Below are 21,993 nucleotides of genomic sequence, written 5' to 3'. Positions count from 1 at the left end.
ATTTTCCAAGGCTTATCGATGACCTGGGCGTATGGCAAACGCTAACCGCCGGCACCCTTCATGGCCCCCTTCATGGCCGCCTCGATCGCCGCCACATCGATCTTGCCCATGCCCATCATCGCCGCGAAGGCGCGCTGGGCGGCGGCCTTGTCGGGGCTGGCGATGGCGTCGAGCAGGATGCGCGGGGTGATCTGCCACGAGATGCCCCACTTGTCCTTGCACCAGCCGCATACGCTTTCAGCACCGCCGTTGCCGACGATGGCGTCCCACAGGCGGTCGGTTTCGGCCTGGTCTTCGGTGCACACCTGGAATGAAAACGCCTCCGAATGCTTGAACGTGGTACCGCCATTGAGCCCCACGCAGGGAATGCCCATTACCGTGAATTCAACGGTAATCACGTCCCCGGCCTTGCCAGAGGGGTAATCGGCAGGCGCTGGGTGCACCGCCAGCACCCGGCTGTCCGGGAAGGTTCGGGCGTAGAAGTTGGCCGCATCCTCGGCATCCTGGTTGAACCAAAGGCAGATCGTGTTCTTGGCAGTCATGGCCTGGCTCCATGGGCGAAGGTGAACCTTGAGTCTAGCCCCTGATCCGGCGCTGGCGATGGTGGCGCCCCAGGGAAAGGAATGCAGTCAGAAATGCCTTACGCGATGCAGCGAATTGTCCCACAACCGCCCCCCTTTACCGCACGGCATCATCACCGGCAGACCGCACACGCAAGCCATAGGGAGATAACGGTTTGTCGAACCTCGAAAGCAAGTTGCAGCACCTGAACCCCGAACAGATCGAAGCGCTGTACCGCGAATACCGAAGCGGCGAACGGATCACGCAGCTGTTGGAGCGCTACCAGATCGACATTGCCCCCAGCAGCCTGATCCGGGCGCTGCCGGCGCTGCCCTGCGCGGGGCTGAAATGCCCCTACTGCCGGGTCAGCCTGTTCGAGCGGCCGAAAAGCAGAACCGCGCAAAGCGTGAAAGAAAACCTGGCCTTCTGCAAAACCTGTAAGCACCGCCACTTCTTTGCTTCGCCCTCCAACTGGGAGCGCGCATGCACCTGCCCGCCGTGCCAGGCCTCGCGCAACCGTGCCCGGCAGGATCAGGCCATCGAACAGCGCCAGCGCATCAAGGCGCACTGGTCGGTCGCCCGCCGCAAACCGCTGGCACTGCACAGCCTTTCGATCAGCCACAAGCTGCAGTTGATGGCCTTGCTCGAAGTGCGCATGGATGCCCGGCGCAACTGCCTGAATGCCACCGAGCCTGCCAGCGGCGACGCCCGGGTCAGCCCCTCCTTGGCCATGGATGCCTCGATCCTGCAGGCCTTGCACGAAGCGCACATACTGCTGGTCGACCCGGATTCCCCGCTGGATGCCTTCAGCCAGGACGTGCCACCAAAAGCCTGGAAGAACAAGGTGCGCTGGCTGGGCAACGTGAGCCTCGACGGCCAGCAGCGGGCACCGCTTTCGCAGCTCTACCGCGCCCTGCGCAAGGCGGTGAGCGACGGCCCAAGGCCGCAGTGGCGCGATGAACTGGCCGCGTGCATCCAGGCACTGTGCATCGAAGAGGTGTGCGCCTACATCATGGCCCAATGCACGGCCCGCAAGTTGCCGTTCGAAGGCCGCGACAAGGCCCACGAGCTGGCGACGCAGCTGCTGCAGGCCAATTCCGTGCAGCAAGCGTGGGCGCTGGCCAACACGGCCATCCTGGGTGCGCTCACCTTCATTGCCCGCAACCAGGTGAGCAGGCAGCATGCCGCCAGCACCCTGGCCGGCTGCATGCTGTCGATGAGCGACCGAGCAGTGATCGAACGCTGGCAGCTCGACCCTTTACGGGACAAGCCGCCAGCCCCGCGTTCACGCTACAGCCAAGTGCTGTTCGATGTGTTGTTGAAACAGACCGACCACGGCCTTGAGCACACAGTGGCGCAGTACCTGGCCCTGCTGCCCCGGCACGGTTGACCCGCGTCTCGTACACCCGTACGATTTTACCGTACACCTGTACGATAATTTCTTGCGAGTTGCCCGCCATGCCTGCTTCCGTCACCCGCTGGTCCCGATGCGCGCTGTACCTGCTGTTCATGCTGCCCGGCCTGACCCTGGCCAGCTGGGTCACCCGTACCCCGGCCCTGCGCGATGGCCTGCAGGCCTCCACCGAACAGATGGGCATGATCCTGTTCGGCTTTTCGTCAGGGGCCATGCTGGGCATCCTCAGCGCCGGGCGGATGATCGCCCGCCAGGGTGCCAACCGGGTGATCCGCATCGGCCTGCTGGGGCTGTCGGCCGGGCTGTGCGTGCTGGCCGCCAGCGGCGAGTTCGCCAGCGCCTGGTGTGCGTTCGCCGGGCTGCTGCTGTTCGGCCTGGGCATGGGCTGGGCGGATATCGCGGCGAACATCGAAGGGGGCGCGGTGGAACGGGCCATCGATGCGCCGATCATGACCACGCTGCATGGCTTCTTCAGCCTCGGCACCCTGGCAGGCGCCCTGCTGGGCATGGCCATGACCGCCCTGCAGGTGCCGCTGGGCCAACACCTCCTGGCCGTGGCGGCCTTCTCGGCGCTGGCCACCCTGGTGCTGATCGGCCATGCGCCACGGGCCAGCGAACAAGCCAACGGGCAACCCGGTGAGCGCCATCAAGGCTTCGCCTGGAAGCCCCTGCTCAAGGACCGGCGCCTGCTGCTGATCTGCTTCGTGGTGCTGGCCATGGCGTTGGCCGAAGGCGCCGCCAATGACTGGCTGCCGCTGCTGATGATCGACGGCCATGGCTTTGCGCAAACCGCCGGCACGCTGATTTACCTGGTATTCACCGTCGGCATGACCCTTGGGCGCTTCGCCGGTGCACCGGTGATCCGCCGCTTCGGCCGCGCCCTCACCCTGCGCGCCAGCGCCCTGATCGGCGCGTTGAGCCTGGCCCTGGTGGTGTTCTGCGACGTGCAATGGGTAGCCGCTGCCGCCGTGCTGCTGTGGGGCGTAGGCGCATCGCTGGGCTTTCCGCTGGCGATTTCAGCCGCCGGTGAAAGCGCTAGCCACAGCGACCAGCGTGTGCGCCTGGCGGCCACGGCGGGTTACCTGGCGTTTCTGGTTGGCCCGCCGTTGTTGGGCTTCATTGGTGAGCACCATGGCCTGCGCCTGGCCATGCTGCCGGTGCTGACGCTGGTGGCCATCGCCTTCGTGCTGGCTTCGTCGCTGCAAGAGCGTGAACGCCTGCAAGTGGCCTGAAGCGGCTCAGGCAATGGCCTGGATCAGCGCCAGGATGCTGTCGCGGCTGACCACGGTCTTGCTCAGGGCATTGTGGATGGTAAAGCCCTCGATCAGCGCATCCAGGGCCCGGGCGGTTCGTTCATCGAAGTGGATTTGCAGGGCCTGGCGCGAGCGGGCCATCCAGTCGTCCATCACGTAGGTGTACTGGGGGTTGCGCGAAACGAAGGTGTACAGCTCGAAGATCAGCAGCATCTGCCCGGAAGCCTTCCACAGGTCGCCACAAATCAGGTCGGCGACCAGTTCACGGGCATGGGCCTTGTCGCGCGCTTCGCTGAGCTGGCGCCAGTACTGGTCGGCAATGCCGTCGCACATCTTGATGAAGGCGGCGGCGATGATCTCGTTGATGGTGGCGAAATGGTAAGTCATGGTCCCCGGCGATACCCCGGCCTCGGCGGCGATGCGCCGGTAGGTGGCGCAGCCGGCACCTTCGCGGCGAATCACCTGCAACGCAGCGTCGATGATCACGGCCTTGCTGCCGGGGGTGCTGAGGTCGTGTTTCTTCGGTCGGGGCATGGTCAACTCGCGGCGGCTGGTGCCGGCGAGGATAGCAAGGTTGGCGCCGGGCGCAAAAACCCAGGCCAGGCGAAGCGCGGCAAAGGCAGGCGCATGTAGCCGCTCTAGCCCGGGTTTAGCAACATTCTGCAGACAATTCCTGGGCCAAGTAGTGAACCTGCCTACAAAAATGCGGTCTGTCGCAGACGGTCAATTCACCGACCGGTTCGCCGGCCCTGCCTTTGATGAGCAATCACCGGGCCTCTATTTTCTGTTGCAGCGAAGACCCAACATGCCTGAATCCCGCCCAGCCTCCCTCGCCCTCCCTGCCCTGCGCGGCAGCCTGATCGCCGCCCTGGTGGCCCTCGCCGCACCGGTGCATGCCGAAGAGCCAGCCAGCGATGCGCGCTGGGTCAGCGACAGCCTGAGCACCTACGTGCGCAGTGGCCCTACCGATGGCCACCGCATTGTCGGCACGCTCAAGTCCGGGCAGAAGCTCACCTTGGTCGGCAGCCAGGGCAACTACAGCCAGGTGCGCGGGCAGAACGGCGATGTGGTGTGGATTCTCACCAGCGACCTGCAGTCGGTGCCTGGCCAGAACGAGCGCCTGCCGCAACTCGATGCCCAGGTGGCGGAGTTGTCGGGGCAGCTCAAGACCATCGACGACAGCTGGAAGAACCGCGTACAGGGCATGCAGGAAACGCTGGACTCGCGCAAGCAGCTGATCGATGAACTGCAAACGCGCAACCAGGCGCTGAATGAACAGCTCGACCAGAGCCAGTCGAGCCTGCGCGACACCCAGGCGCGCCTGGGCGATGAGAACAAGCAGGTGATGATGCGCTACATGGTGTACGGCGGCAGCATCGCCGGTGCCGGCCTGCTGGCGGGGCTGATCCTGCCGGCGCTGACCCGCGGGCGCAAGAAGAACGACCGCTGGTTCTGATCCACGACAGCCGCCGCCCACCGCAGGCCAACCGGCGGTGGGCGGCCATCCTGGCAGGCTACTTGCCGCGGGCCTTGTTGTAGATGGTCAAGGCCCGGTCCGCCTCGGCTTGGCACTTGGCCATGTTGCCCTTGGCGCGGAAATTCTTGGCCTCCTTGAGCAGCGCCTGGAAATCATGGGCCGCGCCACCATGCAGGCCCGGCCCATCGGCTTTATGGATGTCTTCCAGGTTCTTGATCTTCGCATCACAGTTGACCTTGGCCTCATTGGCAGCCTGGGCGCCAACGCTCAGCAACGATGCAACCACCAGCAGGGGTAACAGTTTCATGGCTTTCATGGAGCGCTCTCCTGGGAAATTCCAAAGGTCATCGAGGGGTAGTGGCTCGACGCAGCGAGTAGCATAGTCGGCCATTGGCCCGAACGCTTACTGGCGCAACCGCTGCAGCGCTTGGAGCACGTGCGCCGTGGCGCGCTCGACCTGCCCCTCCCGGCACGCGATACCCAGCTTGCGCCACAGCCCTGGGCGCAATGGCCGCCGCGCGATGCGCAGGTCCAGCTCCGCTGCCTCGCCCTCCTGGGGCAGCAAGGTGGCGCCGTAGCCTGCGCCCACCAGGCTCTTGATCGCATCGTTGTAGTTCAGCTCGATGCGCGCTTCGGGGTACAGCCCGGCGGCGGCGAACCACTCGCCGGTCACCCGCGACAGCTGGGTGGTGCTGTCGTTGAGAATCAGCGCGCGCTGCCCGAGCCAGGCCGGGGTGACCCGGGCCGGTGGCTGCCAGTGGGCTGGCACATAGGCCAGAATCGGGTCGCGCCGCCAAGGAGTGAGCCTGACGCCCTTGCCCGCCACCTGTGGCAGCGCCACCAGGCCGATGTCCAGGCTGCCGTCGCGCAGCCGTGCCAGCGACGCCTGGGAGGTGAGCACCTGAACCTGCACATCGATGCCCGGGTGCTCGCTGCGCAGGTGCTCCAGAGCCTGGGGCAGCAAATGGGCGATGGCCCCGGTGGAGGCGCCCAGGCGCACCCGCCCGGTCAGGCCTTCGACCTGGCGGCGCACTTCTTCCAGGGCCAGGTCGGCGTCGGCCAGCAAGCGCCGGGCCCGGGCCAGCAGGGTTTCGCCAATGGCCGTGGGGCGCACCTGGTTGCGGTTGCGGGTGAGCAGTGGCGCGCCGACCCGCGCTTCCAGTTCGGCCACGTGTAGGCTGATGGTGGGCGGCGCCAGGTTGAGCTGGCGGGCGGCCTCGGCGAAAGAGCCCAGGTCGGTGATGACCACCAGCGTACGCAGGCGGTCGAGGCTGATTTCGCGCATTTAGGTCAGGGTCCTTTGTTGCCTGTGCCGGCCTCTTCGCCTGTAGGAGCGGGCTTGCCCCGCGAAGAGGCCGGTACAAGCTAAACAAGATTCAGAAAATATGAATACCCCCGTCATGATATTCAAATTTTCTTTACCTCGGCCACAGGCGAGCATACGCCATCCCTCCCCTGACCGGACCCGACCATGCACACCCCCCTCGTTTTCATCGACGGCGACCAAGGCACCACCGGCCTGCAGATCCACGCCCGCCTGCAAGGTCGCCGCGACCTGCGCCTGCTGACCCTGCCCGACGCCGAGCGCAAGCACCCGCAACGCCGCCGCGAAGCGATCAACGCCGCCGACATCGCCCTGCTGTGCCTGCCCGACGAGGCCGCCCGCGAGGCCGTGGCCACCCTCGACAACCCCGCCGTGCGAGTAATCGACGCCAGCTCCGCGCACCGCACCACGGCAGGCTGGGTGTATGGCCTGCCGGAGCTGGACGAGCAGCAGGCCGAACGCATCGCCCAGGCCACCCGCGTCAGCAACCCCGGCTGCTACCCCACCGGCGCCATCGCCCTGCTGCGGCCACTGATCCGCGATGGCCTGCTGCCTGCCGACTACCCGCTGAGCATTCACGCCATTTCCGGCTATTCCGGCGGTGGCCGTGCCGCCGTCGAGCGCCACGAAGCGCACGCCGGGCAAGCCGCGCCGGCCTTGCAGCTGTATGGCCTGGAACTGGCCCACAAGCATGTGCCGGAAATCCAGCTGCATGCCGGCTTGTCGGCTCGGCCCATGTTCCTGCCGGGTTATGCGGCCTATCGCCAGGGCATCGTGCTGAGCATTCCCCTGCAGCTGCGCCTGCTGCCCGGCCGGCCCAGCGCCGAGCAGTTGCAGGCCAGCCTTGAGCGGCACTACCAGGGGGCCCGCCATGTGCAGGTGATGCCGCTGCACCAGCACGGCCCGGCCACCCCGCTCGACCCCCAGGCGCTGAACGACAGCAACGACCTGCGCCTGGCCCTGTACGCCAACCCCGAGCACGGCCAGGTGCTGTTGACCGCAGTGTTCGACAACCTCGGCAAGGGCGCCTCGGGCGCGGCGGTGCAGAACCTCGACCTGATGCTCGCGGCGATGGCAGGCTAAAACGGGTTAGACTGTGCACCCCGCGCCAGCCGGCGCGGGGTCAGCCTACCGCAGCCGGAGCCCGTCCACCGATGTTCATCCTGAGCCGCCTCGACAGCGTGCCGCCCGAATCTTTCCAGAACCAGATCCGCGACCTGGTGATCCACCACGTCGGTGACCTGAGCAGCGTCGCCATCCGTGCCGACAACCCGTTGTACCCGCTGTACCAGTACGGCGTTGGCATGGAGGTGCATCAATACCTGCAAGCCATGGACGGCAACCGCGGCCTGGCCGTGACGCTGACCCTGGCCCTGGATGCCGAGGCCCCAGACCGCCTGCTCGGCTTCGCCCTGGCCCTGCCCGCCCAGGACAACCCCCAGGCCTGCGCCCTGGCGTTTCTCGCGGTAAACCCCGAACAGCGCCGCCAAGGCATCGCCCGCGCGCTGCTGGGCGACCTGCAGGCACGCTTTGCCAGCGTCGAGCTCAATGCCTTCGCCCGGCAAGTGCCGTGGTTCGAAGCCATGGGCATGCAGGTGGTTTCGGCCAACGGGCCACAGGTGTTGATGAGCAGTACCGGCCAGGCCAGCGGCGCGCTGATCGGCCGGCTGGACATTGCGCCGATCTACCAGACCGCCGAGGTGCTGCAGATTCATACCTACCTGCTCAATCAGCAGGGTGAGGATGCCATGCTCGATGCCGAGCAGCAGCGTGACGCGTGGTTGGATGCGTTGGCCGATCAAGCCAGGGATTGTGTGCAGGCGCGCAAGTCGGTGCATTGACCCGCCCCACGGGTGCGTGGCTGCGCAGGCCTGGTAGGAGCGAGCGCAGCTCGCGATGTGATATCACAGGCGGGTTGATACCTTGAACCCTATTGCGCCTGCCAGGCCGCATCGCGAGCTTTGCTCGCTCCTACGAGGGGAACGTGGGGGCGCTGGTCAGGCATGCACCCAGCGCCTTCGGCCAACGGGCCACAGGTGTTGATGAGCAGCACCGGCCAGGCCAGCGGCGCGCTGATCGGCCGGCTGGACATTGCGCCGATCTACCAGAGCGCCGAGGTGCTGCAGATTCACACCTACCTGCTCAATCAGCAGGGTGAGGATGCCATGCTCGATGCCGAGCAGCAGCGTGACGCGTGGTTGGATGCGTTGGCCGATCAAGCCAGGGATTGTGTGCAGGCGCGCAAGTCGGTGCATTGACCCGCCCCACGGGTGCGTGGCTGCGCAGGCCTGGTAGGAGCGAGCGCAGCTCGCGATGTGATATCACAGGCGGGTTGATACCTTGAACCCTATTGCGCCTGCCAGGCCGCATCGCGAGCTTTGCTCGCTCCTACGAGGGGAACGTGGGGGCGCTGGTCAGGCATGCACCCAGCGCCGATGCAGCCCACGGGCCAGCGCATCAAGCATGAAACCCAGCACACCAATCAGCAGCACCATCGCCATCAGCTCCGAATACGCCAGCCGGTCGCGGGTGTCGAGAATGAAATAGCCAAGCCCGGCACTCACCCCCAGCATCTCGCACGGCACCAGCACGATCCACAAAATGCCAATGGCCAGGCGCACGCCGGTCAACACATGGCCAATCACCCCAGGGATAATCACCTTGCACAGGGTTTCCCAGCGCGTGGCACTCAGGCTGCGGCTCAGCTGCAGCCAGCGCGGGTCGAGCTGGCGCACGCCGGCCGCGGTGTTGAGCAGAATCGGCCACAGCGCGGCGAAGGCCAGCAGGAAGTAGATCGGCTGGTCGCCAACGCCCATCAGCATCACCACCACCGGCATCCACGACAGCGGCGAAATCATGCGCAAGAACTGAAACGCCGGCGTGGTCGCCGCCTCCAGGTGCCGGTAGCTGCCCACCAGCAGGCCCAAGGGCACGCCAATCAGCAGCGCCAGCAACAGGCCTACCAGGATGCGCTTGAGGCTCACCCACACATGCCTGTAAACCTCACCGTGCTCCAGCAACTCGACCAGGCTGGCCAAGGTCGCCTGGGGCGAGAAACGCGCCGACAGGCCGTCGGCGGCACCGAACACCTGCACCCCGGCCCACCACAGCAGCAGCAAACCCAGCAGCCCGGCCAGCCCAAGGCCGGCATGTAGCACGTGCTTGCGCATCAGACCGCGAACTCCTCGCTACGCTCGAAGTTCTCGGCAATGCCGAACACCGAAGGGCCACCGACCGCCGCAATGGCATTGCGCACGAAGCGGTCGTCGACCAGGTCACGGGCAACGAAGGACGGTTCCAGCCCGGCAAGGAAGCCCTTGTCGCCTTCGATCAGGGTGTTCTTCAGGCGCTTGACCAGCTCCTCGGTGTAGCTTGGGTACGGGTACGGCTGGAAGTCGATGCGCTTTTCATCCCACTGCTGGTGCACGATGGCGCCACTGGCAATGTAGCCGGCGCGCTCCTCGGCGCCCGGTGCCAGCACCTTGGCCAGCACGGCCGGTTCGTGCGGGGTGTACTTGTTGGGGCCGGCCTTGGACAGCAATGCGGCGGCCTCGGCACGGTGGTCGCGGGTCCACTGCTGGGCCTTGACGATGGCATTGACCACCTTCTGCGACCATTCCGGGCGGTTGTTCAGGTCGTGCTCGTGCATGAACACCACGCAGCAGGCATGGTTGCGCCACACATCCCCGGTAAAGCGCTGCACGCGGCCAACCTTGAGGTTTTCCGCCAGGGCATTGAACGGTTCGGCGACGATGTAGCCGGCGATACGTTTGCTGGCCAGGGCCGGTGGCATGTCCGAGGGCGGCAGTACCAGCAAGTTGACCTCGTTGGCCGCAAGCGCCGCATCGGCGGGCTTGGACACGGCAGTCAGGCCGTTGTCGTCGAGCATCTGCTGCAGCACCACGTTGTGGATCGAGTACCAGAACGGAATGGCCACGGTCCTGCCACCGAGCTGCTTCATTTCGGTGATGTCTGGTGCCACGGTCAGGCCCGAGCCGCCGACATGGTTCCACGCCACCACCTTGGCCGGCACCTTGCTGCCATAGCGTGCCCACACGGTCATCGGCGACAGCAAGTGAATGACGTTGACCTGGCCGGAAATGAACGCCTCGATCACTTGCGCCCAACTGCGCAGCAGCACCGGGCGTTCGGCCTTGATGCCCTCGGCCTCGAACAGGCCATTGTTGTGCGCCACCAACAGCGGCGTGGCGTCGGTGATCGGCAGGTAGCCGATACGCACCGGCGCGTCCGGTTCGGCAGCGGCACGGGCCTGCAGGCTGGACAACAGCGGCACGGCACCGGCGGCGGTGAGCATGGCGCTGAGCTTGAGGAAATCGCGACGCGAGGTAGAGGAACAGCAGTCATCCATGCACATGGACAGGCTCCGAAGGCAACGGGGTGGGATGAGGTTCGGCGCTGCGGCTGGCACGGCGCAGGGTTTTCAGGATATCGATGCGCAGTGCGCCCAGTTCCTCGACCCGCTGCGTCCGCGGTTGCGGCAGGTCGATGGGCCATTGCCCGAGGATATGCGCCGGGTGGTCGCCCAGCAGCAGCACGCGGTCGGACAACAACAGCGCTTCGTCGATATCGTGGGTAATCAGCACCGCCGCCGTATTGTGGGTGGCGATCAGCTTCAGCAGCAGTTGCTGCATATCGGCGCGGGTCACTTCGTCCAGCGCGCCGAAGGGTTCATCAAGCAGCAGCACCTCGGGCTGGCGCGCCAGGCAGCGGGCCAGCGCCGTGCGCTGGGCCATGCCGCCGGAAAGCTGCGCCGGGTATTGGCCACGGGCATGGGCCAGGCCCACGGCGGCAATCGCGTGGTCGATGCGCGCCCGGCGCTCGGCTACGGCCAGCTTGGGCTGGCGGGCGAAGTCCAGGCCAAAGGCAACGTTCTTTTCCAGGCTCAGCCAGGGCAGCAGGCTAGGGTCTTGGAAGGCTACCGCCAGGCGGGGGTGCGGCCCCTGCAACGGCTCGCCGTGCAGGGTCACGCTGCCGCTGCGCGGTTGCTGCAGGCCCGCCAGCACCCGCAACAGGCTGGACTTGCCAACGCCACTGGGGCCAAGAATGGTCACCACCTCGCCCGGCGCCAGCTGCAGGTCGAAGCGCGCCAGCACCTGTTGCCAGCCACCCTCGCGCGGGTAGCCCAGGCTGATCTCGCGGGCTTGCAATACGGCCTGGGTCATGCGCTGGCTGCCTGGCGGTGCAGCTCGGCGCGCAGTTGCACCAGGCTAGGGGTAACGATCGGCACAAAGGCCGACTCCCGCCAGCGGCGGGCGAAGCCTGCACCGAACTCATCCAGGTAAGCCTTGCCACCGCTGGCCTGCAGTTCCAGTTGCACGGCGTCGGCGGCGCTTTCGGCCAGGGTGATGCGCAGCTTGAACAAGGCAGCCGCCTGGCTCTGGAAACGGCCTTCGAGCAGCCCCTGCTTGAGTTCGGCGACGGTGTTTTCCAGGCGTTCCTTGAGCACCTGGCGATGTTCCTCAAGGAACGACAGGCGCCCGTGCAGGTGTTCATGCACCTCATCCAGCGAACGCCGGGCCAGGCCGATGGCCAGGCCGCACTGCAGGGCGAGGAACGCCGGGCGCACTGCCGGCAGGAACTCACGGGCATTGCCATGCAGCAGCCAGTCGCGGCTCAGCGCCACCTGGTGGAACGCCAATGCGGCGGTGTTGCTCGATTGCAGCCCCATCAGCTCCAGGTCGTCGGAGCGCTCAAGGCCCTGGGCATCCGACGGAATGGCCATGATGAACGGCGAGCCGCCAGCATCGTCCTCGATGGCCGCCGCCACCACGAAGCCGCTCTTGCGCAGGTTGGTCACCCAGTGCAGGCGCCCCTCCAGCGCCCAGCCCTCGGCGCTCGGGCGGCCACGCACCTGCAGCGCCTCGATGCCGGACAGAAACTTCATGGCGTTGGAAAGGCCCGTGGCCCCGGCCAGCTCGCCGGTCAGCAGCCCCGGCAGCAAGCGCTCGCGCAACCCTTGGTTGGGGCTTTGCAACAGGTATTCGATAAAGGCGCGCTGGCCCCAGCACACGAAGGCCGCGGCCAGCGAACGGCTGGCGATGGCGGCAATCGCTTCGACCGCATGGGTGATGGCGCCACCGCTGCCGCCCAGGGCCGGCTCCACGCCCACCCGCAGCAGTTGCGATTCGGCAATGTGCGCCAGCACCCGTTGCGGGTCGCACTGGCCTTGGTCTATCGCTTCGGCATTGGCATCCAGCCATTGACGAAATGCACTATCAAGCATGTCCCTACTCCTTTTTATCCCAGGCGCCACCCGCGCCAGGCGCGCGGTTATGCGGTTGGCTGCCAGCGGTACTTGCTCAGTTCGTCATTGAGCGGCGTCTGGGCGAACACATTAGCAAAGTTGCACAGGGTTGCGAGGCTCACGCCAAGAATCACTTCCAGGGCGTTGCCTTCGCTGAAACCGGCGGCGCGGAAGGCCTGGTAGGTGGCATCGCTGACGTTGCCGCGGGTGGCGATGACTTCGCGGGCGAACTCGGCCAGGGTTTCGTAACGGGCGTCGGGCAGCTCGCCACGGGCACGCAGGGCCTCGACCACCTCGGCGGGCAGCTTGGCCTTGTTCAGGGCGACGGCGGTGTGGCCGGCGACGCAGAAATCGCAGCCGTGATTGGTGGCGGCAATCAGTTGCACCACTTCGCGTTCGGCCAGGGTCAGCTCGGCCTTGCCATTGAGCGCTGAAACGGTCACGTAGGTTTCCAGCGCCGCCGGGGCATTGGCCAGCACGCCGAGCAGGTTGGGGATGAAGCCCGAGTTCTTCTGGGCGTTCTCAAGGAACGGGCGAGCCGCTTCCGGGGCGCTCTGCAGAGTGTGTAAAGTAATGCGCGAGGTCATGGAGTGGTCTCCTTTTGCTGAAAGTCAGTACAGTCTGTTGGTTATAAGAAATAGCCTCCATATTCATCAGTCGCCTTTCCTTGCTCCTGAGTCTTTGCATTAGATGATTTCATCCAGCCACCTTGTCGATTGGTTATTAGAGGGCCTCGAACTCGACGCCAGCCTGTTCCACGTTGGCCGCTACTGCGGCGGCTGGCATGCCAGCACCCAGGGCATGGGCCGGGCCAGCTTTCACCTGGTGGTGCAGGGCCATTGCTGGCTGCATATCGACGGCCAGGCACAGGCCGTGCGGCTGGAGGCCGGTGATGCGGTGTTCCTGCTGCGCGACCTGGCCTACCGGCTTTCCAGTGACCAGGACCCGGCCAGCGCCTGCGCCCAGCCGCGCCAGGTGATGCAGGCGCTGGACGTCGGTGCCAGCGACGGCGTGGGGTTGGTGTGCGGGTTCTTCGAGTTTCGCCCGGGGCTTTCCTCGTTGATCGTCGAGGGCCTGGCCGACTGGATCGTGCTGCGCGCCGAGGAACCGGACGGGCATGCGGCGCAGGCGCTGTTCGGCCTGATTCTGGAGGAGTGCCGGCGCTCGCCCTCGCAAACGCTGCTCGAACGCCTGACGCACCTGTTGTTCCTGTATGTGCTGCGCCAGCAGGCACAAGGTGGGCAAGCGCTGGGGGGATTGGTCGCCCTCGCCCGCCAGCCGGCATTCGCGGGGTTGCTGGAGCAGTTGATCGAGCAACCTGGGCAGGCGTGGACGCTTGAAAGCATGGCGGCGTGCACGGGGCTATCGCGGTCGGCGTTTTTCAAGCGTTTCAATGAACTGGCCGGGCAGTCGCCGGGGCAGGTGTTGCTGGCTTTGCGCATGCGCCATGCCTGCCAGCTGTTGCGGGCGGGCAATACCGTGGAACAGGTGGGCGCGCAGGTGGGGTATCAGTCGGTGGCGGCCTTTACCCGGGCGTTTGCCAAGGCCATTGGCATGCAGCCTGGGGCCTATCGGCGCCAGCATGAGCGGCGCTGACCTGTAGCGGCCCTTTCGCGGGGCGAGCCCGCTCCTACGAAGAGCGCGGGGGCGGTACAGGCTTAGGATTCAGAGCTGACTGACGGGGATATCCCCGGCGCCCTTGCCCTCACGCCGCTCGCTCATCCATTCATTGACCTGCTGCCCGAACTCAGCAGGTGCCTTGCGCCCGAACCGCCGCGCCAGGTCGAGGATGGTCTGCTGGGCCAGCGCCTCTTCCATGCGCTTCTGCGCCCCCAGCATCACCGCGTGGATCGCACAGGTGCCCTCGGTCGCCCAGCCAGGCGCGGCACCTTCGAACAAACTGCACCGCTCGCGGATCTCGCGGCAGTCGAAGATCTTCTTCGGCCCGTCGATGGCATTGACGATATCCAGCACGGTGATCTCGTCCGAAGGCCGCGCCAGGCGAAAGCCACCGCGCACGCCTTCGGTGGCCACCACCAGTTTCGCCCGCGCCAGCTTGGTGAACACCTTGGCCAGGTATTCCTGCGGCACGCCCTGCAACTGCGCCAGGTCACGCACGCTGGACTCGCGGCTATCCCCGCGGTCGTCCACCAGGTACAGCAGGCAATGGATGCCGTATTCGACGCCAGCACTGTAGAGCGACATAACAATCTCCGACCAACTTTGTCGCAAATAATACGCGGATAGTCCTGCCTACGCAAAGCCGATGAACGCCACCTGTCGTTTTTCAAGCCAACGGCTTTTTCCTATAAGCCTTATAAATATTGGGTTACATGGCGTTCAGCCGGTGTTGGCCGAGGCCCGATGGCGAAAAAAAGCTTGCGGCCCTTAACTGCGATCAATACAGTCGCAGTTATTCGAGCGACGCAGCTAACGCCCTCGAAGCCCCTTTCCCCCTCGCGGAGCATGTCCATGAAATCGAACATCCTGATCATCGGTGCCGGCTTTGCCGGTGTCTGGAGCGCCCTGAGCGCCGCCCGCCTGCTCGACCAGGCCCAGCGCGACGACCTGAGCATCAGCGTGCTCGCCCCCCAGCCTGAACTACGCATTCGCCCACGCTTCTACGAAGCCGACGTGCACAGCCTGAAGGCGCCGGTTGGCGAATTGTTCGAAGCGGTAGGCGTGCGTTTCATCACCGGTAATGCCGAGGCCATCGATGCCGAAGGCCGCAGCGTCAGCTACCGCGATGCCAACGGCCAGCACCAGCAAATCGCCTACGACCGGCTGATTCTGGCGGCCGGCAGCCAGGTGGCACGCCCACCGGTGCCAGGCCTTGCCGAACATGCCTTCGATGTTGACCAGATGGAGTCGGCCATGAAGCTCGAAGCGCACCTGGTTGGCCTGGCCGCCCTGCCCGCCTCGCCGGCCCGCCACACCGTGGTGGTGTGCGGGGGTGGCTTTACCGGCATCGAAACCGCCACGGAGATTCCTGCGCGCCTGCGTGCGGTGCTCGGTAGCGATACCCCGGTGCGGGTGGTGATGGTCGACCGCGCCGAACACGCCGGCGCCGCACTGGGCGCAGGCATTACCCCGTCGATCATCGCCGCCTGCGAGCAAGCGGGCGTGCAATGGCTGGCCGGCACCTCGGTGGTGGCCGTGGACGCCGGTGGCGTCACCCTGGACAACGGCGAGTACATCGCCAGCAAGACGGTGATCTGGACCGTTGGCGTGAAAGCCAGCCCGCTGACCGCCCAGGTGGCCGGTGAGCGCGACGCCCTTGGCCGGTTGAAGGTCGACGACCACCTCAAGGTCATCGGCCAGGCGCACATCTACGCCACCGGCGACACCGCCTGGGCCGCCGTCGACGAGCTGGGCAACCACGCCCTGATGACCTGCCAGCACGCCATCCCCATGGGCCGCCATTCGGGCAACAACGCCATGGCCGACCTGCTGGGCGTCGCCCCGGTGGCCTACCGCCAGCCCAAGTACGTCACCTGCCTGGACCTGGGCGAATGGGGCGCAGCCTACAGCGAAGGCTGGGCGCGTGAACTGAAGTTGCAGGGCGAGGAAGGCAAGGCCCTCAAGCGCCAGATCAACTCGGTGTGGATCTACCCGCCGGCCGCAGATCGGGCCTTGGCCCTGGCTGCCGCCGACCCCATGATCGCGATCGTTTAAGCGCAAAATCCTGACAGATCCGTCAAATAATGACGGATTTGTCGGAACTTGTCGTTACATTGAATGACTGGTCAATATTAATGGCCATATGGCATCATTCAAATCAAAAACAGATTCAAGAGGGTGAGGAACACATTTAATTCGCAGCGCATCGAGAGCCTGGCACCTCCCCGGTAGCCCGGCCAGCCGTCCATGCTCTTGACGCCTGCACGCCACCGTCAAGGAGCATTCCATGCAGTTACGGAATATGAAGATCGGCATTCGCGCTGCCAGCGTTTTTGCCCTGTTGGGCGTATTGGTCCTGGCCATGGGCCTTATCGCACTGTACGAAACCCGGCAAATGGACTCGGCCACGGACGAGATCCGTGTCACCTGGATGCCCGCCGTAGTCGCCCTGGGCGACATCAGCACCGACCTTGGGCGCGCCCGCGCCGTCACCCTGCGCGCCGCGCTGGACGACAGCCCCACCGAACGCGCGCGCAACATCGAGCTGGTTAGCGGCATCAACCAGCAACTCAAGGGCAGCCTCAAGGATTACGAAGACACCATCATCGCGGCCGACGACCGCGCCCTGTTCAACGCCTTTACCGCCGCCCACCAGCAATACCTCGACCTGCAGGCCCGCGTCCTGCAAGACATCGGTGCCGGGCGCATGGCCGAGGCCAAGCAACAGCTCAGCGGCCCGCTGACCCTGTACGCCGACAGCATGATGAAAGCCATGACCGCGCTGATCGCCTACAACGGCAAGGGCGCCGAGGATGCCTCGCAGCGCAGCAGCGATGTGGCCGACGAAGCCCTCACCGCCATCATCGCGTCGCTGCTGGTGATCATGCTCGCCCTGGCCGCCATCGCCACCCTGCTCACCCGCAGCATCGTGGTGCCCCTGGCCGATGCCGTGGCCGTGGCCGAGCGCGTGGCGACCGGCGACCTGACCCAGGACATCCGCGTACTGGGCCGCGACGAGCCGGCGCTGCTGCTGCGCGCCCTGGGCCGCATGCAGGCCAGCCTGCGCGACACCATCCGGCAGATCGCCGCCAGCTCCGACCAGTTGGCCTCGGCCTCCGAAGAGCTGCACAGCGTCACCGAGGACACCAGCCGCGGCCTGCACCAGCAAAGCGCCGAGATCGACCAGGCGGCCACGGCGGTCAACCAGATGACCGCAGCCGTTGAGGAAGTGGCGAACAATGCGGTGAGCACCGCCGATGCGTCCAAGGGCGCCGACCAGAACACCCGTGATGGCCGCGACCAGGTCAACCAGGCCCTGGCGGAAATCCAGCACCTGGTCGAGGACGTGACCGGCACCGCCACCGAGATCGAGCAATTGGCGAGCAACGCCGCCGAAATCAGCCGGGTGCTGGATGTGATCGGCTCGATTGCCGGGCAAACCAACCTGCTGGCACTCAATGCCGCCATCGAGGCGGCACGCGCCGGCGAGGCAGGCCGTGGCTTTGCCGTGGTGGCCGATGAAGTGCGGGCGCTGGCCCACCGTACTCAGCAGTCGACGGCCGAGATCGAGCAGATGATCGCGGGTATTCAAACCGGCACCGAGCGCGCCGTGACGGCGATGCACAGCAGCCAGGGGCGCGCCAGCGGCACGCTGCAGGTGGCCCAGGGTGCCGGTGAGGCGTTGGAAGTAATTGCCGAAGCAATTGCCTCGATCAACCAGCGCAACCTGGTGATCGCCAGTGCCTCGGAACAGCAGGCACAGGTGGCGCGGGAGGTGGACCGCAACCTGGTGAACATTCGCGACCTGTCGATGCAGACATCGGCGGGGGCCAATCAGACCAGCGCGGCGGCGCAGGACCTTTCGCGCCTGGCGGTGGATTTGAATGGGATGGTGGCGCAGTTCAGGGTTTGATCTGAGATCGCCGGGGCCGCTTTGCGGCCCATTCGCGGGGCAAGCCCGCGCCTACAACGGCCCCGCGACAGAATGCCTCACCCCCCTCTGGCTGCTGGCACCCCTGATAGCCCCATGCAATCATCTGTAGACAATTTGTATAACGGACGTCGAGCCGTTGTAATCAAGCCTTGTCACGGAGTGTCGCATGCGGTTGAGGAACATGAAGATCGGCAAACGGGCAGCCTGCCTGTTCGTGCTGCTGGGGGTGCTGGTGTTGGCCATGGGGCTGGTTTCGCTGTTTGAAACCCAGCGCATGGACAGCGCCTCGGAAGACGTGCGCGGCGGTTGGATGCCGGCGGTGGTTTCGCTTGGCGCGGTCAGCACCAACCTCGGCCAGGCACGCATCCTGCTGCTGCGCAGCGCCCTGGAAACCGACGCCCAGGCCCGTGCCGGCGCGCTCGCAGCGCTCAACACCGCCCGCCAGGGCCTGCGCGACGACATTCACGCCTACGAGCAAACCGTGACCACGCCGATGGGGCGCACCCGCTTCGATGCCTTCACCTCCGCCTACCAAGGCTATGAGCAACTGCAATCGCGCATTGCCGAGCATATCGCCGCCGGGGACGTCGACAGCGCCAGGGCGCTGATCGCCAGCCAGTTGAACCCCCTGGCCGAAACCATGATGCAGGCCATGCGCGCGCTCATCGACTTCAACAGCACCGGCGCCTACGCCGCCACCCAGCGCACCAGCGATGCCGCCCGCGAGGCCTACCAGATCACCCTGGTGGCACTGGCCCTGATAATGCTTGCCCTGGCGGCCATCGCCACCCTGCTTACCCGCAGCATCGTCGCGCCACTGGCCGATGCCGTGGCCGTGGCCGAACGGGTCGCCACCGGCGACCTCACCCGCGACATCCACGTGGTCGGCCACGACGAGCCGGCCTTGCTGCTGGCGGCCCTGCGCCGCATGCAGGAAAGCCTGCGCGACACCTTGCGCCATATCGCTGCCAGCGCCGACCAGCTGGCCTCGGCCTCGGAAGAGCTGCACAGCGTGACCGAAGACACCAGCCGCGGGTTGCACCAGCAAAGCGCCGAGATCGACCAGGCCGCCACCGCCGTCAACCAGATGACCGCGGCCGTTGAAGAGGTGGCGAACAACGCGGTCAGCACCGCCGATGCCTCCCAGGGCGCCGACCGCACCACCCGCGATGGCCGCGACCAGGTCAACCGGGCACTGGCCTCGTTGCAGCACCTGGTCGAGGATGTGACCGGCACCGCCGCGGAAATTCAGCAACTGGCCAGCAACGCCAATGAAATCAGCCGGGTGCTGGACGTGATTGGCGCGATTGCCGGGCAGACCAACTTGCTGGCCCTGAACGCCGCCATCGAAGCCGCGCGGGCCGGCGAGGCAGGCCGTGGCTTTGCCGTGGTGGCCGATGAAGTGCGGGCGTTGGCCCACCGTACCCAGCAATCCACGGCCGAGATCGAGCAGATGATCGCGGGCATCCAGAATGGCACCGAGCGCGCCGTGACGGCGATGCAAAGCAGCCAGGGGCGTGCCAGCGGAACCTTGCAAGTGGCGCAGTCTGCCGGGGAGGCGCTGGAGGTGATCGCCGAGGCGATTGCCTCGATCAACGAGCGTAACCTGGTGATTGCCAGTGCTTCGGAGCAGCAGGCGCAGGTGGCGCGGGAGGTGGACCGCAACCTGGTGAACATTCGCGACCTGTCGATGCAGACATCGGCAGGGGCCAATCAGACCAGTGCGGCGGCGCAGGACCTGTCGCGCCTTGCGGTGGATTTGAACGGGCGGGTGGCGCAGTTCAGGGTTTGATCTGAGATCGCCGGGGCCGCGTTGCGGCCCATCGCAGGCAAGCCTGCTCCTACACGGTACCTGTAGGAGCAGGCTTGCCTGCGATGGGCTGCAAAGCAGCCCCCTGTCACAATCTATCAGTCGTTAACACTCAAAACCCGCCCAGCCTTCTCAGCCGCCTTACCCCGGGTCGCCAGGCAATAATACAGCGGCACCGTCACCAGCAACCCGAACACCCACGACAGGTCAGCCCCTTCGACAATGTTCGAGTACGGCCCCACATACAGCGACGTATTGGCAAACGGCAACTGCACCAGGATGCCGCAGGCGTAGGCAATGATCGCGTGGTGGTTGAAGCGGCCATAGATGCCACCGTCCGCGCTGAAGATCGACGCAATGTCGTACTGCCCTTTCTTGATCAGGTAGAAGTCGATCAGGTTGATCGACGCCCACGGCACCAACACCAGCAGCAGCGCCAGGATCAGGCCGATGAACTGGCCGATGAAGCCTGCCGAGGCATTCAGCGCCACCATCGCGCAGCCCACCAGAATCACCGACGCCAGTACCACCCGCACCTTGATGCTCGGCGTCCATTGCGCGGCGAAGGTCTGGATGGCGGTGACGATCGACAGCACCGCGCCATACAGGTTGAGGGCGTTGTGGCTGATGATGTTGAGCAGGAACAAGACCATCAGGATCGGGCCCAGCCAGCCGGTGGCCTGCTTGACCGCGTCCATGGCATCGGTGCCTTCCGGCACGCACAGCACCGCTACCGCACCAAAGCTGAAGCACAGGATAGTGCCCAGGGTGGCGCCGAAGTAGGTGGCCCAGAACGGCTTGGCGATGCCCACCTCACGCGGCAGGTAGCGTGAGTAGTCGGAGGTGTACGGCGAGAAGCTGATCTGCCAGATGGTGCCCAGCGACACTGTGGCAATGAAGCCCGACAGGTTGAAGGCGCCCCGGCTGAAGAAGTCGGCCGGCAGCTGCTGCACGAACATCATGATGAAACCGGCCAGCAGCGCCGAGCCCATCACCCAGGTGCCGATGCGGTTGAGGATGTGAATGAAGCGGTAGCCGATCACGCCGATGGCAGTGGCGCTCAGGGCACCGATCACGATCGCGCCCGGCATCGGCACGCTTGGCGCGATGCCGTGGATGGTCTTGCCCGCCAGGACGATGTTGGAAATGAAGAAGCCGACATAGATCAGCGCGGTGAAGAACACGATCAGCAAGGCGCCGTAGCGGCCGAACTGGCCCCGGCTCTGCACCATCTGTGGAATGCCCAGCTGCGGTCCCTGCGCAGAGGCCAGGGCGATGACCACGCCCCCGACGAGGTGGCCCAGCACAATGGCGACCAGGCCCCACAACAGGTTCAGGTGGAACACCTGGACCACCATGGCGCCGGTGACGATGGGCAGTGGCGCGATGTTGGTACTGAACCAGAGGGTGAACAGGTCACGCGCCTTCCCATGGCGCTCGGCAGGTGGAACGTAATCGACCGTGTGATTCTCGACAAACTGGTGTTGCGACGACGGTTGGGACATGGTTTTCAGCTCGAAAGGTCGTTTTTATCTTTGTAAGGAAACCGCATCTAGGCGGCCTCTCAGCTGCGGACCATATTATGGTATTCCAAACTTTTGACAACACTGATCCGCAGTAAAAAACGCCCGCTGATCTGCCCGCACAACCCCTGCGACAAACCGCCTCACCGCTCAAGGCCACGGTTTACGTGGCCTTGAGCCGTTCATCGTGAAAAACAGGGTTTGAAAATTCTGCTTGCAAAATAGGTATTACGGTATACCATCAGACACATCAACGATAAAAACCGCGGACCACCGCAGCCTTTCAGAGGTACACCAGATGATCGACGCAACCGTCTACAAGCACGTCCTGGGCTCCTTCCCGTCCGGCGTGACCGTCATCACCACCCTGGACGACGACGGCTCGGTCGTCGGCCTGACCGCCAGCGCCTTCTCCTCCCTGTCGATGGACCCGCCGCTGGTGCTGTTCTGCCCCAACTACAGCTCCGACTCCTACCCTGTGCTGATCAAGAGCAAGCGCTTCGCCATTCACCTGCTCTCCGGTGAACAGCAGGCCGAAGCCTATGCGTTCGCCAAGAAAGGCAAGGACAAGGCCGCCGGCATCGAGTGGACCCTGAGCGAGCTGGGCAACCCGATCCTGGCTGGCGCCACTGCCGTCATCGAATGCGAACTGTGGCGTGAATACGAAGGTGGCGACCACGCCATCATGGTCGGCAAGGTACACAACCTGATCGTGCCTGAGGATGCGCCTCGGCCGATGATCTACTGCCGCGGCAAGATGGCCAGCCTGCCCGCCTTTGCCTGAAGCCTATTCTGAATCGAGACACCTGGCG

General features: G+C 65.4%; 22 protein-coding genes. 11 read left to right on the top strand and 11 right to left on the bottom strand.

Annotation, left to right across the window (positions count from 1 at the left end; translation table 11 throughout):
* Positions 1–41 precede the first annotated feature (41 nt).
* Positions 42–542: a VOC family protein gene (locus tag F3J44_RS01015; RefSeq protein WP_167062282.1), complete on the bottom strand. Its 501-nt coding sequence runs from the start codon at positions 540–542 to the stop codon at positions 42–44.
* A gap of 194 nt (positions 543–736) precedes the next feature.
* Between F3J44_RS01015 and F3J44_RS01010 the strand changes: the two genes are divergently transcribed.
* Both F3J44_RS01010 and F3J44_RS01005 read left to right on the top strand, forming a co-directional pair.
* Positions 737–1,951, top strand: coding sequence for a hypothetical protein (locus F3J44_RS01010; RefSeq protein WP_167270062.1), 1,215 nt, complete (start codon positions 737–739; stop codon positions 1,949–1,951).
* Positions 1,952–2,019: 68 nt separating this feature from the next.
* Positions 2,020–3,207 (top strand): MFS transporter, encoded by a 1,188-nt coding sequence (locus F3J44_RS01005; RefSeq protein WP_167270060.1) that lies wholly within the window; start codon positions 2,020–2,022, stop codon positions 3,205–3,207.
* 6 nt (positions 3,208–3,213) lie between these two features.
* On the opposite strand, the gene F3J44_RS01000 is transcribed toward F3J44_RS01005, so the two are convergent.
* A complete protein-coding gene (locus F3J44_RS01000; protein WP_167270058.1) occupies positions 3,214–3,762 on the bottom strand; it encodes a TetR/AcrR family transcriptional regulator in 549 nt (182 codons plus the stop codon).
* A 271-nt stretch (positions 3,763–4,033) separates the two neighbouring features.
* Between F3J44_RS01000 and F3J44_RS00995 the strand changes: the two genes are divergently transcribed.
* Entirely contained in the window at positions 4,034–4,684 is a 651-nt protein-coding gene (locus F3J44_RS00995) for a TIGR04211 family SH3 domain-containing protein (RefSeq protein WP_167062294.1), read from the top strand.
* A gap of 58 nt (positions 4,685–4,742) precedes the next feature.
* On the opposite strand, the gene F3J44_RS00990 is transcribed toward F3J44_RS00995, so the two are convergent.
* Together F3J44_RS00990 and F3J44_RS00985 are read right to left on the bottom strand one after the other, a co-directional pair.
* Positions 4,743–5,021, bottom strand: a complete 279-nt coding sequence (locus tag F3J44_RS00990; RefSeq protein ID WP_167062297.1) for a hypothetical protein — start codon at positions 5,019–5,021, stop codon at positions 4,743–4,745.
* A gap of 87 nt (positions 5,022–5,108) precedes the next feature.
* Positions 5,109–5,990 carry a LysR family transcriptional regulator gene (locus tag F3J44_RS00985; RefSeq protein WP_167062300.1) on the bottom strand — a complete coding sequence of 294 codons (882 nt, stop codon included), beginning with the start codon at positions 5,988–5,990 and terminating at the stop codon, positions 5,109–5,111.
* 186 nt (positions 5,991–6,176) lie between these two features.
* On the opposite strand from F3J44_RS00985, the gene argC reads away from it, so the two are divergent.
* The 3 genes from argC (at position 6,177) to F3J44_RS00970 (ending at position 8,287) form a co-directional block, all read left to right on the top strand.
* The gene (argC, locus tag F3J44_RS00980; RefSeq protein ID WP_167270056.1) at positions 6,177–7,112 is read left to right on the top strand and encodes an N-acetyl-gamma-glutamyl-phosphate reductase; all 936 of its coding nucleotides are present in this window, start codon (positions 6,177–6,179) and stop codon (positions 7,110–7,112) included.
* 71 nt (positions 7,113–7,183) lie between these two features.
* The gene (locus F3J44_RS00975) at positions 7,184–7,870 is read left to right on the top strand and encodes a GNAT family N-acetyltransferase (protein WP_167270054.1); all 687 of its coding nucleotides are present in this window, start codon (positions 7,184–7,186) and stop codon (positions 7,868–7,870) included.
* A gap of 162 nt (positions 7,871–8,032) precedes the next feature.
* Complete coding sequence (locus F3J44_RS00970) at positions 8,033–8,287, top strand: hypothetical protein (RefSeq protein ID WP_205299610.1); 255 nt, start codon at positions 8,033–8,035, stop codon at positions 8,285–8,287.
* A gap of 156 nt (positions 8,288–8,443) precedes the next feature.
* On the opposite strand, the gene F3J44_RS00965 is transcribed toward F3J44_RS00970, so the two are convergent.
* Genes F3J44_RS00965 through F3J44_RS00945 form a run of 5 tightly spaced genes read right to left on the bottom strand, consistent with a single transcriptional unit; the run spans position 8,444 to position 12,881 of the window.
* Positions 8,444–9,199: an ABC transporter permease gene (locus tag F3J44_RS00965; RefSeq protein WP_167270052.1), complete on the bottom strand. Its 756-nt coding sequence runs from the start codon at positions 9,197–9,199 to the stop codon at positions 8,444–8,446.
* Complete coding sequence (locus tag F3J44_RS00960; protein WP_240158155.1) at positions 9,199–10,398, bottom strand: ABC transporter substrate-binding protein; 1,200 nt, start codon at positions 10,396–10,398, stop codon at positions 9,199–9,201. The genes F3J44_RS00965 and F3J44_RS00960 overlap by 1 nt, the downstream gene beginning before the upstream one ends.
* Positions 10,391–11,212 carry an ABC transporter ATP-binding protein gene (locus F3J44_RS00955; RefSeq protein WP_167270050.1) on the bottom strand — a complete coding sequence of 274 codons (822 nt, stop codon included), beginning with the start codon at positions 11,210–11,212 and terminating at the stop codon, positions 10,391–10,393. The genes F3J44_RS00960 and F3J44_RS00955 overlap by 8 nt, the downstream gene beginning before the upstream one ends.
* Positions 11,209–12,273: an acyl-CoA dehydrogenase family protein gene (locus F3J44_RS00950; RefSeq protein ID WP_167270048.1), complete on the bottom strand. Its 1,065-nt coding sequence runs from the start codon at positions 12,271–12,273 to the stop codon at positions 11,209–11,211. The genes F3J44_RS00955 and F3J44_RS00950 overlap by 4 nt, the downstream gene beginning before the upstream one ends.
* Before the next feature lie 47 nt (positions 12,274–12,320).
* Positions 12,321–12,881 (bottom strand): carboxymuconolactone decarboxylase family protein, encoded by a 561-nt coding sequence (locus tag F3J44_RS00945; protein ID WP_167270046.1) that lies wholly within the window; start codon positions 12,879–12,881, stop codon positions 12,321–12,323.
* A gap of 103 nt (positions 12,882–12,984) precedes the next feature.
* Between F3J44_RS00945 and F3J44_RS00940 the strand changes: the two genes are divergently transcribed.
* Complete coding sequence (locus F3J44_RS00940; RefSeq protein ID WP_167062325.1) at positions 12,985–13,890, top strand: AraC family transcriptional regulator; 906 nt, start codon at positions 12,985–12,987, stop codon at positions 13,888–13,890.
* Positions 13,891–13,959: 69 nt separating this feature from the next.
* On the opposite strand, the gene F3J44_RS00935 is transcribed toward F3J44_RS00940, so the two are convergent.
* Positions 13,960–14,499, bottom strand: a complete 540-nt coding sequence (locus F3J44_RS00935) for an Rrf2 family transcriptional regulator (protein ID WP_167270044.1) — start codon at positions 14,497–14,499, stop codon at positions 13,960–13,962.
* A 267-nt stretch (positions 14,500–14,766) separates the two neighbouring features.
* Here F3J44_RS00935 and F3J44_RS00930 point away from each other — a divergent pair, with 267 nt between their 5' ends.
* The 3 genes from F3J44_RS00930 (at position 14,767) to F3J44_RS00920 (ending at position 19,640) form a co-directional block, all read left to right on the top strand.
* Positions 14,767–15,969 (top strand): NAD(P)/FAD-dependent oxidoreductase, encoded by a 1,203-nt coding sequence (locus tag F3J44_RS00930; RefSeq protein WP_167270042.1) that lies wholly within the window; start codon positions 14,767–14,769, stop codon positions 15,967–15,969.
* A 232-nt stretch (positions 15,970–16,201) separates the two neighbouring features.
* The gene (locus F3J44_RS00925) at positions 16,202–17,827 is read left to right on the top strand and encodes a methyl-accepting chemotaxis protein (RefSeq protein ID WP_167270041.1); all 1,626 of its coding nucleotides are present in this window, start codon (positions 16,202–16,204) and stop codon (positions 17,825–17,827) included.
* Between the two features lie 187 nt (positions 17,828–18,014).
* Entirely contained in the window at positions 18,015–19,640 is a 1,626-nt protein-coding gene (locus tag F3J44_RS00920; protein ID WP_167270039.1) for a methyl-accepting chemotaxis protein, read from the top strand.
* A 116-nt stretch (positions 19,641–19,756) separates the two neighbouring features.
* On the opposite strand, the gene F3J44_RS00915 is transcribed toward F3J44_RS00920, so the two are convergent.
* Positions 19,757–21,163, bottom strand: coding sequence for a cytosine permease (locus F3J44_RS00915; RefSeq protein WP_167270037.1), 1,407 nt, complete (start codon positions 21,161–21,163; stop codon positions 19,757–19,759).
* 316 nt (positions 21,164–21,479) lie between these two features.
* Here F3J44_RS00915 and F3J44_RS00910 point away from each other — a divergent pair, with 316 nt between their 5' ends.
* Positions 21,480–21,965, top strand: a complete 486-nt coding sequence (locus F3J44_RS00910; RefSeq protein WP_167062343.1) for a flavin reductase family protein — start codon at positions 21,480–21,482, stop codon at positions 21,963–21,965.
* Positions 21,966–21,993 lie beyond the last annotated feature (28 nt).

This window comes from Pantoea sp. Tr-811 (assembly GCF_011752535.1).
Taxonomy (GTDB): Bacteria; Pseudomonadota; Gammaproteobacteria; order Pseudomonadales; family Pseudomonadaceae; genus Aquipseudomonas.
Note: the sequence above shows the minus strand (reverse complement) of the source record. Positions and strands in the feature narration are given on the sequence as shown.

Coding starts and splice junctions, on each gene's coding strand:
- F3J44_RS01015 (WP_167062282.1), bottom strand. CDS start 542: ATGACTGCCAAGAACACGATCTGCCTTTGGTTCAACCAGGATGCCGAG.
- F3J44_RS01005 (WP_167270060.1), top strand. CDS start 2,020: ATGCCTGCTTCCGTCACCCGCTGGTCCCGATGCGCGCTGTACCTGCTG.
- F3J44_RS01000 (WP_167270058.1), bottom strand. CDS start 3,762: ATGCCCCGACCGAAGAAACACGACCTCAGCACCCCCGGCAGCAAGGCC.
- F3J44_RS00995 (WP_167062294.1), top strand. CDS start 4,034: ATGCCTGAATCCCGCCCAGCCTCCCTCGCCCTCCCTGCCCTGCGCGGC.
- F3J44_RS00990 (WP_167062297.1), bottom strand. CDS start 5,021: ATGAAAGCCATGAAACTGTTACCCCTGCTGGTGGTTGCATCGTTGCTG.
- F3J44_RS00985 (WP_167062300.1), bottom strand. CDS start 5,990: ATGCGCGAAATCAGCCTCGACCGCCTGCGTACGCTGGTGGTCATCACC.
- argC (WP_167270056.1), top strand. CDS start 6,177: ATGCACACCCCCCTCGTTTTCATCGACGGCGACCAAGGCACCACCGGC.
- F3J44_RS00975 (WP_167270054.1), top strand. CDS start 7,184: ATGTTCATCCTGAGCCGCCTCGACAGCGTGCCGCCCGAATCTTTCCAG.
- F3J44_RS00970 (WP_205299610.1), top strand. CDS start 8,033: ATGCACCCAGCGCCTTCGGCCAACGGGCCACAGGTGTTGATGAGCAGC.
- F3J44_RS00965 (WP_167270052.1), bottom strand. CDS start 9,199: ATGCGCAAGCACGTGCTACATGCCGGCCTTGGGCTGGCCGGGCTGCTG.
- F3J44_RS00960 (WP_240158155.1), bottom strand. CDS start 10,398: ATGGATGACTGCTGTTCCTCTACCTCGCGTCGCGATTTCCTCAAGCTC.
- F3J44_RS00955 (WP_167270050.1), bottom strand. CDS start 11,212: ATGACCCAGGCCGTATTGCAAGCCCGCGAGATCAGCCTGGGCTACCCG.
- F3J44_RS00950 (WP_167270048.1), bottom strand. CDS start 12,273: ATGCTTGATAGTGCATTTCGTCAATGGCTGGATGCCAATGCCGAAGCG.
- F3J44_RS00945 (WP_167270046.1), bottom strand. CDS start 12,881: ATGACCTCGCGCATTACTTTACACACTCTGCAGAGCGCCCCGGAAGCG.
- F3J44_RS00940 (WP_167062325.1), top strand. CDS start 12,985: ATGATTTCATCCAGCCACCTTGTCGATTGGTTATTAGAGGGCCTCGAA.
- F3J44_RS00935 (WP_167270044.1), bottom strand. CDS start 14,499: ATGTCGCTCTACAGTGCTGGCGTCGAATACGGCATCCATTGCCTGCTG.
- F3J44_RS00930 (WP_167270042.1), top strand. CDS start 14,767: ATGAAATCGAACATCCTGATCATCGGTGCCGGCTTTGCCGGTGTCTGG.
- F3J44_RS00925 (WP_167270041.1), top strand. CDS start 16,202: ATGCAGTTACGGAATATGAAGATCGGCATTCGCGCTGCCAGCGTTTTT.
- F3J44_RS00920 (WP_167270039.1), top strand. CDS start 18,015: ATGCGGTTGAGGAACATGAAGATCGGCAAACGGGCAGCCTGCCTGTTC.
- F3J44_RS00915 (WP_167270037.1), bottom strand. CDS start 21,163: ATGTCCCAACCGTCGTCGCAACACCAGTTTGTCGAGAATCACACGGTC.
- F3J44_RS00910 (WP_167062343.1), top strand. CDS start 21,480: ATGATCGACGCAACCGTCTACAAGCACGTCCTGGGCTCCTTCCCGTCC.